Below are 10,751 nucleotides of genomic sequence, written 5' to 3' on the forward strand. Positions count from 1 at the left end.
AGGCACCGAGTGGTGGGGCAAGAGCGCTTTGGTTACTTTCGCGCTTTTCGAAAGTGACTCGCCGTAAGGGCGAAACCATAAGTAGCCGTTACCGCAGCAACGGATATGTACCCCGTAAATACCCCGGTAGGCTGTCCACCAAAGCACCCCTAGTCCGCTTTGACGATGAATGATTCCCCGCTCAATCCGATGATCCATCACAACTGGCGCAGTGGCGCAGTGAGATCGGGAGAATTGAGTGATGCACAGCATGCGAGAAAAGACCCAGGACGAACGTGATCTGCTTGAACGGGCACGCAGCCTGGTGCCGGCACTCAAGGCACGCACGGCGCAGGCCGACAAGGACTTGAAGGTGCCGGTGGAGAGCGTCGTCGAGTTGCAGTCCGCCGGCCTGCTGCGGGCCTTGCAGCCAAAGGCGTTCGGCGGTTATGAAGTGGACCCGCGCACCTTCTTCGAAATCCAGACCATCCTCGCCGAAGGGTGCATGTCCACAGCCTGGATCTACGGTGTGATGGGCGTTCACCCCTGGCAGCTGGCGCGTTACCCGATCGAGGCGCAGCGCGAAGTCTGGGCCGATGACCACAGCGCGCTGATTTGCTCGACCTATATGCCGGCGGCCAAGGTCACGGTGGTCGAGGGCGGTTACCGCATCAGCGGGCGCTGGGGTTTCTCCAGCGGCAGCGAACACTGCCAGTGGGTGTTCCTGGGCGGCATCCTGCCACCCGATGGCGAGATGGCCGCCGAGCACGGTACCTTCCTGCTGCCGCGTCACGACTATCAGATCGAACACAACTGGGACGTGATGGGCCTGCGCGGCACCGGCAGCCATGACATCGTGGTCGAAGATGTATTCGTCCCGGCCCATCGTGTGCAACGCACCAACAATTGGACCCTCGAAGCGACACCCGGGCGCCTGGTCAACACCAACCCGATCTACGCGATCCCGTTCGCCCAGGTGTTCTCCCGCGCCGTCTCGACCTCGGCCATCGGCGCCCTGCAGGGCGCGATCAACGAGTTCCGCGACAATGCCGCCAAGCACATCGGCAAGCACGGCGCCCGTACCGCTGAGGACCCGGTGGCACAGACCGCCGTGGCCGAAGCGATGGTCACCGTCGATAGCCTGCGCCTGGTGCTGGAGCGCAACTACGAGCACCTGATGACCCTGGCCCGTGCCGGCGAATACCCGGACACCGAGACCCGTCTGTTGTATCGCTACCAGTCGGCCTATGTGACCAACATCTGCGCCGAACGCGCCAACGATCTGCTGCGCAGCATGGCCGCTTCGGGTCTGTACAACACCAACCCGGTGGCACGACTGTTCCGCGACCTGCACCAGGCGCGCGGACACATCGCCAACAACTACATGGCCTACGGGCGCAGCTACGGCGCGGTGATGCTCGGCCTGCCCAACCCGGACCCTTACGTCTGAGGCGACGGAGCCTGTTTCGCCCCCTTGGGTTTCCACCTGTCCGTGATCCACGGCCAGGTGGTCATGAGTACCTGACCTATGAACAATTATCTTGCCCTGCGCGTGGCGCGCGTGATCGAGGAAACCGCCGATGCGCGATCCCTGGTGTTCGACGTGCCCGAGCATCTAAGCGAACGTTTTCGCTATCAACCCGGCCAATTCCTGACCTTGCGCGTCCCTTTCGAGGACGGTTGGCTGCCCCGATGTTACTCATTGTCCAGCACGCCGTTGCTGGATGAGCCATTGCGAGTAACGGTCAAGCGCGTGCACGAGGGACGCGCGTCGAACTGGTTGTGCGGCGAGTTGCAGGCCGGGCAGAACCTTGAGGTGCTGCCACCGGCCGGGGTGTTCGTGCCACGCAGCCTTGACGGTGACTTGCTGCTGTTCGGTGGCGGCAGCGGCGTGACCCCGGTGCTGTCGATCCTGCGTTCGGCGTTGCTCGCCGGAACCGGCCGGGTCCTGCTGATCTATGCCAACCGCGATGAGTCCTCGGTGATTTTCAAGGAGGAACTCAAAAACCTCGCCAGCGCTCATCCGCAACGCCTGCAAATCGTCCATTGGCTCGATTCGGTGCAGGGCATCCCGAGCGTCGGCCAACTGGCCGAGCTGGCGCGGTCGTTTATCGATGCCCAGGCGTTCATTTGTGGTCCGGGCCCGTTCATGGACGCGGCGGTCAGTGCGCTCAAAAGTCTCGGCATGCCGGATCGGCGGGTGCACGTCGAACGCTTCGTCTCGCTGCCCGGCGAAGGCGAGTTGCCCCTGGTGACCAGCAGCGAGGCGGCCGTGGCCGCGCAGTTGGCGGTGCGCCTGGATGGCGAGGATCACCAACTGGCCTGTGACAGCGGCGAAACCGTGTTGGCTGCCATGGAGCGCGCCGGCCTGAACCCCCCCAGCGCCTGTCGTGTCGGTGGCTGCGCCTCGTGCATGTGCACCCTGGAAAGCGGCGAGGTCGAACTGCTGCACAACGATGCACTGGACGCGGGCGATCTGGCCGAAGGCTGGATCCTTGCCTGTCAGGCGGTGCCCACCAGCGCACAACTGCGTATCCGCTTTCCCGATTGATGCCCTCCATGATGCCAAGCACGAGCCCACGATGAATCAGAGCCTGAACCTTGCCGCGCCCCTGAGCGCTGCCCCTGTCACCCTTGCCCAGTTGGTCTTCAGCAGTGCCGAACGTTTTGCCGGGCGCACGGCCATTGAAGAACACGGCCAATGCATCGACTACGCCGATCTGCCCGATCGCGTCATGGGCTTCGCCCGGGGCTTGATGGCCTTGGGTATCCAGGCCGGTGACCGAGTTGGCGTCTGGGCGCCAAACAGTGGCGACTGGATCCTCGCGGCGCTGGGCACTCAGTGCGCCGGTGCGGTGCTGGTGCCGATCAACACGCGCATGAAGGGCCTTGAGGCCGCGGATGTGCTGGAGCGCAGCGGTTGCCGGGTGTTGTTTGTCCAGCAGCGTTTTCTCGACGTCGACTACCCGGCGCTGCTCGCACCTCATCGGCCGGCCAGCCTCGAACATCTGGTGATCATCGATGGCGACACGCCGGAGCAGCCTTCGGACCTGACGCTTGCACAGTTCCTGCAGGGTGCCGCGACTATCGATGCCGGCAGCGCCAAGCGCCGTGCAATGGCGGTCGGCCCCGAGGCCATGTGCGACCTGTTGTTCACCTCCGGCACCACCGGCAAACCCAAGGGCGTCATGAGTGGCCATGGCCAGAACCTGCGGGCCTTCACCGAATACGTCAGGGTCCTCGGCCTGGTACCAGAGGACCGCTACCTGATCGTCAATCCGTTCTTTCATGCCTTTGGCTACAAGGCCGGTTGGCTAACCTGCCTGATCGGCGGGGCGACCATCCTGCCCCATGCGGTGTTCGATGCCGAACAGGTGTTCCAGCGCATCGCCCGTGAGCGCATCAGCGTCCTGCCCGGTGCGCCGACCCTGTATCTCTCGCTGCTGGCCCATCCGCAACTCAAGCAGACCGACCTGTCGAGCCTGCGAATCGCGGTGACCGGCTCGACGAGCATCCCGCCGAGCCTGATCGAGCGCATGCGCAATGAGCTGGGATTCGCCGTGGTGACCACCGCCTACGGCCTGACCGAGTGTGGCGGACTGGCGACCATCTGCGATCCACAAGATTCGGCGCAGGTGATTGCCGGCACCAGCGGCCGGCCGATCGCCGGCACCGAAGTGAGCATCCGCGACCCGCACAACCAGGCGCTGGCGGCCGGTCAAACCGGTGAGATCTGCCTGCGTGGTTTTCACATCATGCAGGGCTATTTCCGGAACCCTGAAGCGACCCGCGAAGCCATCGACGCCGAAGGTTGGCTGCACACCGGCGACGTCGGGCGCCTGGACGGGGCGGGCAACCTGATCATCACCGATCGCTTGAAGGACATGTTCATCGTCGGCGGTTTCAACTGCTACCCGGCGGAAATCGAGGCAGCGCTGATCAGGCACCCGGCCATTGCCCAGGTGGCGGTGATCGGTGTCGCCGATGAACGCATGGGCGAAGTCGGGTGTGCCTGTGTAGTGCTGCGTGAAGGACGAGAGCTCGACGAGGCGCAATTGATCGCCTGGAGCCGGGAGCAGATGGCCAATTACAAGGTGCCGCGCCAGGTGCGCTTCCTCAATGCCTTGCCATTGAACCCGTCGAGCAAGGTGGCGAAGAACGAACTGCGCGCGCTGGTGGCCAATAGCGCCCAGGCATGAGGCGCACTCATCTCACCAAACGGACGATGTGCGCGGCATCGGCTTTTTTCATGCTGTGGCGACACCAGAAAAAACAACAACAAAAGGAGAGGAGCATGTTCACGGGAAACACTGTCGCGCGCCATTCGGGAGAGTTAAGCGTTGGTCGCTGTCTGTTGGCAACGGCCATCACCATCGCCAGTGCCACGGCCAGCGCCGCACCGAGCATCGAACTGGGGGAAAATACCACCCTGGATTCGTCGCTGACGGTCAACTACACCGCCTCCATGCGTACCGCCAAGCAGGCGAGTCAGTACCTCAACGATCCGAACAACGACGACGGCACGCGCAACTTCAAGCGCGGCTCGTTGATCAATAACCGCCTGAGCCTGTTCGGCGAACTGCAGCTCAAGCACGACAACCTTGGAGCGGTGCTGCGTGGCAGCCAGTTCTATGACGATGTCTATAACCAGAAAAATGCCAACGATTCGCCGCAGACGGTGAACAAGACCGGGCACAACGATGGTTTCAGCGACGAAACCCGCAGGCTCAGTGGCAGCATGGCGCGCCTGCTCGATGCGTATGTGTATGGCAACTTCGAGCTCGGCGAGACCCAATACCTGTCGCTCAAGGCCGGGCGGCATCTGGTGGCCTGGGGCGAGAGCCTGTTCTGGCCCAACATCAGCCAGGGCCAGGCCCCGGTAGATGCGACCAAGTTCAACGTGCCGGGTACCGAGGCCAAGGACTCGTACTTGCCGGTAGGGCAGGTGTCCGGGTCGTGGTCGCTGAACGAAGACCTCGCGCTGGTGGGCTACTACCAGTACGAGTGGGAAAAGACCCAGCTCAATCCCGTGGGCGACTACTTCGGCAGCGACACCTTCGGTCCCGGTGCCGAGTTCTATCGCCTGGGCAGCGGGGTGGTCAACAGCCTGCCCAACGGCCTGGCGGTCGGTTATGCCGGTGAAAAAGACGCCAGCGACAGCGGCCAATGGGGCCTGGGCGTGCGCTACCGGATCACCGAGAACACCGAAGTGGGGCTGTTCCATTACCGCTATAACGAGCGCATCGGCTCGATGTTCTTCGACTTCACCGGCACCACCCAATACTCTTCGCTCAAGGGCATCGGGCACGACGGCACCGCGCCGTCCTATCGCCTGGGCTACTTCGAAGACGTCAAGCTGACAGGTGTCAGTTTCAGCTCCAAGGTCGGCGATTCGGTGCAGTACGCCGGTGACTTGAGCTACCGCGATGGTGCCTCGGTCTACCTCAACAACGGCGCGCCGACCACCGGGCAGATCTGGCAGGGCAACCTCAACGCCATGTACATCCTGGGGCCAAGCCTGCTCGCCCAGCAGACCACCTTCATGGGTGAGGTGGTGCATCAACACATCGACGGGGTCGACAGCCTGACGATCACCGGTGGCGGGGCCGGCGTGGACGGCACCTTCGACCAGTTCGAATCGAAGACCCAGACCCGTGGCTCGACCCTGTTCGGCGTCGGCGCCTACATGGATTACCCGTCCATCGCCACCGGCCTGGACCTGAGCACCAAAGTGGTATGGACGCAGAACGTCGACGGCAGCGCCTATCAGGGCCTGGGCCGCGACGAGAAGCGCCTGACCGTGGGTGGCGACTTCAAGTACCTGGGCAACTTCCAGATCGGCATGACCTATGTCGCGTACCTGAGTTCGCCGGACGTTGCCCAGGGCCGACTGCTGGCTGACCGCGACTACCTGTCGCTCAACGCCAAGTACACCTTCTGATGATCATGGCTGCGTCGCGCGTCTGGCGACGCAGTCCCTCGTTTTTAGCCCGATAAAAATAAAGAGAGGCCTGTCATGAATCCTCGTCCGACCCCATCACCGTTCAGCCCGATCACCATTGGCCCACTGACCCTGAAGAACCGCTTTATCAAGTCCGCCACCAACGAGGGCATGAGTGCCCAGAGCGTGCCGTCCAAGCAACTGGTCAAGCTGCACTCGGCCCTGGCCGCTGGCGGCATCGCCTTGACTACCGTGGCCTACTGCGCGGTGAGCAGCGATGGTCGTACCTTGCCCAACCAATTGACCCTGACCCAATCCAGCCTGCCGCACTTCAAGGCCCTGACCGAGGGTGTGCACCAGGCCGGTGGCCTGGCCAGCGCGCAGATCACCCATGGCGGTTGCTTTACCTTTATCCGCGAGCGCTCGACCAAGCGTCCGCTGTCGGCCAGCGGCGGTTTCAACAAGATAGGCCTGATGAGTGGCATGTTCCTCAAGCAGGCGATGAACGAATCCGACATGCAGCAAGTGGTGCGCGACTTCGCGCAAGGCGCACGCCTGGCACGCCAGGCGGGATTCGATGCCGTGGAAATCCACATGGGCCACGGCTACCTGCTGAGCCAGTTCATTTCGCCGATGTACAACAAGCGCCGCGACCAGTACGGCGGCAGCCTGGAAAACCGCCTGCGCTTTCCGCGCCGGGTGCTGCGGGCGGTGCTGGATGCGGTCGGCCACGACATGGCGGTGATCTGCAAATATAGCGTCACTGAAGGCGTGCGCGCCGGTAACAGCGCCGAAGACGGGGCGAAGATTGCCCGCATGCTGGAAGAAGAGGGCGCGCACTTGCTGGTGCTCAGCGCGGGTATGAATGCCGAGTCGATCACCACCATGTTCGGCTCCTCGTTCCCCAAGGAAAACCGCGTGCAGCAGAAAAACAAGATCATTGCCCTGGCGATGGCCATCCAGCGGCGCAAGGAGCCGACGGTGGAGTTCCGTGAACTCTATTTGCTCGAGCATGCGCGCAAGGTGCGTGCGGCGGTGAAAATGCCGTTGGCTTATCTGGGCGGTGCCAAGAGCCTGGCGAGTATCGAAAAAATCATGGCCGAGGGCTTTGACCTGGTCGCCATGGGCCGGGTGTTGCTGGCCGAAAATGACTACATCAACAAACTCGAAAGTGGCGCCAGCCGCGACTCGATCTGCACCGCCTGCAACCGCTGCGTGGCGATGATGTACACCCCGGGTGGGACGTCTTGCGTACTCGGCCAGCCCGGTGACGCGATATTGAACAGCCAGAAGGCGGCAGATCGCTAACAACCCAGGCAACCAATACACCACAAACCCTGTGGGATCGCCGCACCGCCGCTCCCACAGGTTTTGTGGTGCTTGTCGATCAGCCGTTCTGCAGGAAGTCGATGCAGCTGCGGTTGAACAGTTCGCGGTGTTCCACCTGGACCCAATGCCCGCAGCGGTTGAGCACAATGAAGCGGGCGTTCGGCGCGCCGTCAATGATGCGTTGGGCGCCACTGACCGGGTTGAAATGATCGTTGGTGCCCCAGAAGCCCAGGATCGGGCACTGAATTTCACCCAACTTCGCTTCCATGTTCGGCACCATCATCGTACTGAACAGGTTCTTCGGCTGGGTCACCGCCACCGCCACGCGTTCCTGCAGCAGGCTTTCCGGCAGGATCGAGTCATCGAACAGCTGCAGGCGCATCATGCTGCGCATCTCCTCCATGCCGATGGGGCCGGCGCTGAACAGGCTGACCATGCGCACGATACCTTCCATCTTGAAGTAGGTTTCCCGCTCTTCGACACCACCGGGTGCCAGCAGAATCAGGCTCTGAACCAGTTGCGGCAGGCGCAGGGCCAGACCCAGGGCGATCGCGCCACCCAGCGAATTACCCAGCAGCGTGCAACGTCGCACACCGACCGACTCCAGGAAAGCCGCCACGCAATCGACGAAGAACTCCAGGTTGTACTGCACGTCCTCGGGTTTGTCCGAACGACCGAAACCGGGCAGGTCGAGCACCAGGTTGCGATAGCCCGCGGCGACGAATTGCGGGTAGTTGCCCTTGAAGTTGCTGAAGCCACTGGCACCCGGCCCGCTGCCGTGCAGCCACAGCACCACGGGGCCTGCGCCCTCATCCAGATAGTGCAGGCGCAGGCCGTTGGGCAGGGTCGCGTAATGGCCGACGGGCAGGGGCAGGTCTACGGGTTGGTTCATGGGGTTCTCCATTGTCTGCGGATTCATGAGGCACAACCGCGCCAGGCGCTGCAGCGGATCGAAGGGGAAACAGCGCCTGGCGAGTTGCGCGCCTTGCGAATGCTGGGCGTAGACGGGGGTGTTCACATCGTCCGTTCAGACCACGTGGCGCTAGTCCCATCGGACGATGTGTGCCCGGGGCCTTGCCGCTAATCATGCAAGTGACGGCTCCATTGCAGCGGGCCGCAGCGTATTCGCAGACTTGGAGATTGCTATGAAGTTACTCAATAAAGTCGCCTTCGTGACCGGCGCCGCGCAGGGCATGGGCCAGGCCATCGTGCGCGGTTTTGTCGCCGAAGGCGCCAAGGTGGTGGCTGTCGACCTGAACCAGGCAGCCCTGGCCGAGAGCCTGGCAGATCTGGGAGGCAGCGTACTGGCGTTGTCTTGCAACGTCGGTGACGGCGCCTCCGTGGCCGACGCCATGGGCCAGGCCGAACAGCACTTCGGCGGTCTCGACATCCTGGTCAACAACGCGGGCGTGGGCGCGCTGGACAGCTTCCTCGAAACGCCGGACGAAAGTTGGGCGCGGGTGATCGGCGTGAACCTGGGCGGCACCTTCCTGTGCTGCCGCGAGGGCGCCAAGCTGATGGTCAAGGGCGGCCGCAAGGGCGCAATCATCAACCTCTCCAGCACCGCCGCACTGACCGGTGACGGCCCAAGCCATTACTGCGCTTCGAAAGCCGGGGTGATGGGCCTGACCCGTTCGATCGCCCGTGAGTTGGCTGCCAGTGGCATACGCGTCAACACCCTGGTGCCTGGGCCGACCAACACACCGATGATGGCCGGCATCCCTGACGACTACATGCAGGCGCTGCTGAAAAACGTGCCCCTGGGCCGTATGTGCGAGACCGACGAGATTGCCCGGGTCGCGGTGTTCCTGGCCAGCGAAGATGCCAGTTTCATGACCGGGCAGAACATCGCCGTCAACGGCGGCATGGCCTTTATCTGATCAGGGAGTCACCCATGAGCAAGCGTCTACAAGGAAAAATCGCCTTCGTCACCGGTGCCGGTTCCGGCATCGGCGAAGCCACCGCATTGCGGTTCGCCGAAGAGGGCGCCACGGTGGTGCTGTGCGGGCGTCGCATCGAGCCCCTGCAGGGCGTGCAGGAAAAGATCCATGCCCAGGGTGGGCAGGCCGAGATCGCCGTCGCCGATGTCAGCGATGAACAGGCCTACGTCGGTGCGCTGCAAGCCACCGCGCAACGTCACGGGCGCCTGGACATCCTGGTCAACAACGCGATGGCCTACACCTGGGGCGGCATCGACACCATGACTACGGCCGACTGGCACGCCAATTTCGCCACCACCGTGGACGGCACCTTCTGGGGCACTCGCACCGCGATGCAATTGATGAAAGCGCAGGGCGGCGGTTCGATCGTCAACATTGCTTCGATCTGCGGCCTGTTCGGTACGGCGTGGATGGCCGGTTACTCGGCGGCCAAGGCAGCGGTGATCAACTTCAGCCGCGCGGCGGCCAGTGAAGGTGCACCGCACAACGTCCGCTGCAACGTGATCATTCCCGGTGTGGTCGACACCCCGGCCACGGCCGGCATGTTGGCCGATGCCAAGACCCGCAGCAACACGGAAAAAGTCATCCCGATGAAACGGGTCGGCCTGCCGGTGGAGTTGGCCAACGCCATTGTGTTCCTGGCCAGCGACGAGGCGTCGTATGTCACCGGCGCGAGCCTGGCGGTGGACGGCGGACGCGGTTCGGACCTGTACACGGTGCTCGACTGATGAACCAGGACAACGACAGCTTGCTTGAGCGCATCGACCGCCTGGAGTCGCTGGACGCGATCCGCCAACTGGCCGGCAAGTACGCCCTGGCCCTGGACATGCGCGACATGGACGCCATGGCCAACTGCTTCGCCCCGGACGTGCGGGTGGGCCGCGACAAGAGCGGCCGCGCGCACCTCAAGGCGTGGCTGGACGAAACCATGCGCAAGCAGTTCCACGGCACCTCCCACCACTTGGGGCAACACATCATCGAGTTCAGCGATGCCGATCACGCCACGGGCGTGGTCTATTCGAAGAACGAACATGAGACCGGTCCCGAGTGGGTGGTCATGCAAATGCTGTACTGGGACGACTACGAGCGGATCGACGGGCGCTGGTGCTTCCGTCGCCGCTTGCCGTGCTACTGGTACGCTAGCGACCTGAACAAACCGCCAATCGGCGGCCTGAAAATGCGCTGGCCAGGGCGGGAGCCTTACGCCGGTACCTTCCACGAGCTGTTTCCGTCCTGGGATGCCTTCTGGGCGCAACGCCCGGACAAGGATGCCTTGCCGCAGATCGCCGAACCTGCACCGTTGGAGGGTTTCCTCGCCAATCTGCGTCGGGGGGCGGGTGATCCGAAGATTCGGGTGCGTTGAAAACCGTGGTGGGACTGGATTGGGTGCATATCCGTTGCTGCGGTAACGGCCACCTAGGTTCTGCCCTTACTGTAGGAGCGAGCATGCTCGCGATGAACCTGAGAGCGCCGAGGGGTGTCAAGTGCCCAGCGTCATCGTTGACGACCATCGCGAGCATGCTCGCTCCTACAATGGGTCGCCGCGCTGGGCCATCCATGGC

9 protein-coding genes and 1 pseudogene are annotated in these 10,751 nt (G+C 63.2%); 8 read left to right on the plus strand and 2 right to left on the minus strand.

Annotation, left to right across the window (positions count from 1 at the left end):
- The first annotated feature begins 241 nt into the window (after positions 1-241).
- The 5 genes from AC3WWR_RS30095 (at position 242) to AC3WWR_RS30115 (ending at position 7,228) form a co-directional block, all read left to right on the plus strand.
- On the plus strand, positions 242-1,429 hold the full coding sequence (locus AC3WWR_RS30095; protein ID WP_020801201.1) for an acyl-CoA dehydrogenase family protein: 1,188 nt from the start codon (positions 242-244) through the stop codon (positions 1,427-1,429).
- Positions 1,430-1,507: 78 nt separating this feature from the next.
- On the plus strand, positions 1,508-2,530 hold the full coding sequence (locus AC3WWR_RS30100) for a ferredoxin--NADP reductase (protein WP_033043319.1): 1,023 nt from the start codon (positions 1,508-1,510) through the stop codon (positions 2,528-2,530).
- 31 nt (positions 2,531-2,561) lie between these two features.
- The gene (locus AC3WWR_RS30105; protein ID WP_492599303.1) at positions 2,562-4,178 is read left to right on the plus strand and encodes a FadD3 family acyl-CoA ligase; all 1,617 of its coding nucleotides are present in this window, start codon (positions 2,562-2,564) and stop codon (positions 4,176-4,178) included.
- A gap of 95 nt (positions 4,179-4,273) precedes the next feature.
- Positions 4,274-5,920: a DUF1302 domain-containing protein gene (locus tag AC3WWR_RS30110; protein ID WP_179057051.1), complete on the plus strand. Its 1,647-nt coding sequence runs from the start codon at positions 4,274-4,276 to the stop codon at positions 5,918-5,920.
- A gap of 75 nt (positions 5,921-5,995) precedes the next feature.
- Complete coding sequence (locus AC3WWR_RS30115) at positions 5,996-7,228, plus strand: NADH:flavin oxidoreductase (protein ID WP_020801197.1); 1,233 nt, start codon at positions 5,996-5,998, stop codon at positions 7,226-7,228.
- Positions 7,229-7,307: 79 nt separating this feature from the next.
- Here the strand turns inward: AC3WWR_RS30115 and AC3WWR_RS30120 are convergent, their stop codons facing one another.
- Positions 7,308-8,141 carry an alpha/beta fold hydrolase gene (locus AC3WWR_RS30120; protein WP_432668349.1) on the minus strand — a complete coding sequence of 278 codons (834 nt, stop codon included), beginning with the start codon at positions 8,139-8,141 and terminating at the stop codon, positions 7,308-7,310.
- A gap of 253 nt (positions 8,142-8,394) precedes the next feature.
- On the opposite strand from AC3WWR_RS30120, the gene AC3WWR_RS30125 reads away from it, so the two are divergent.
- Genes AC3WWR_RS30125 through AC3WWR_RS30135 form a run of 3 tightly spaced genes read left to right on the plus strand, consistent with a single transcriptional unit; the run spans position 8,395 to position 10,552 of the window.
- On the plus strand, positions 8,395-9,129 hold the full coding sequence (locus AC3WWR_RS30125) for an SDR family NAD(P)-dependent oxidoreductase (protein WP_151142801.1): 735 nt from the start codon (positions 8,395-8,397) through the stop codon (positions 9,127-9,129).
- Between the two features lie 14 nt (positions 9,130-9,143).
- Entirely contained in the window at positions 9,144-9,917 is a 774-nt protein-coding gene (locus tag AC3WWR_RS30130) for an SDR family NAD(P)-dependent oxidoreductase (protein WP_020801194.1), read from the plus strand.
- Complete coding sequence (locus AC3WWR_RS30135; RefSeq protein ID WP_020801193.1) at positions 9,917-10,552, plus strand: nuclear transport factor 2 family protein; 636 nt, start codon at positions 9,917-9,919, stop codon at positions 10,550-10,552. The genes AC3WWR_RS30130 and AC3WWR_RS30135 overlap by 1 nt, the downstream gene beginning before the upstream one ends.
- A 67-nt stretch (positions 10,553-10,619) precedes the next feature.
- On the opposite strand, the pseudogene AC3WWR_RS30140 reads toward AC3WWR_RS30135, so the two are convergent.
- A pseudogene (locus AC3WWR_RS30140) lies at positions 10,620-10,748 on the minus strand (outer membrane lipoprotein carrier protein LolA); the annotation flags it as partial.
- Positions 10,749-10,751 lie beyond the last annotated feature (3 nt).

The organism is Pseudomonas sp. EB271-G4-1, assembly GCF_058791355.1.

Bases quoted from the DNA above. Each gene is read 5' to 3' on its own strand.
- AC3WWR_RS30095 (WP_020801201.1), top strand. From the start codon at position 242: ATGCACAGCATGCGAGAAAAGACCCAGGACGAACGTGATCTGCTTGAA.
- AC3WWR_RS30100 (WP_033043319.1), top strand. From the start codon at position 1,508: ATGAACAATTATCTTGCCCTGCGCGTGGCGCGCGTGATCGAGGAAACC.
- AC3WWR_RS30105 (WP_492599303.1), top strand. From the start codon at position 2,562: ATGAATCAGAGCCTGAACCTTGCCGCGCCCCTGAGCGCTGCCCCTGTC.
- AC3WWR_RS30110 (WP_179057051.1), top strand. From the start codon at position 4,274: ATGTTCACGGGAAACACTGTCGCGCGCCATTCGGGAGAGTTAAGCGTT.
- AC3WWR_RS30115 (WP_020801197.1), top strand. From the start codon at position 5,996: ATGAATCCTCGTCCGACCCCATCACCGTTCAGCCCGATCACCATTGGC.
- AC3WWR_RS30120 (WP_432668349.1), bottom strand. From the start codon at position 8,141: ATGAACCAACCCGTAGACCTGCCCCTGCCCGTCGGCCATTACGCGACC.
- AC3WWR_RS30125 (WP_151142801.1), top strand. From the start codon at position 8,395: ATGAAGTTACTCAATAAAGTCGCCTTCGTGACCGGCGCCGCGCAGGGC.
- AC3WWR_RS30130 (WP_020801194.1), top strand. From the start codon at position 9,144: ATGAGCAAGCGTCTACAAGGAAAAATCGCCTTCGTCACCGGTGCCGGT.
- AC3WWR_RS30135 (WP_020801193.1), top strand. From the start codon at position 9,917: ATGAACCAGGACAACGACAGCTTGCTTGAGCGCATCGACCGCCTGGAG.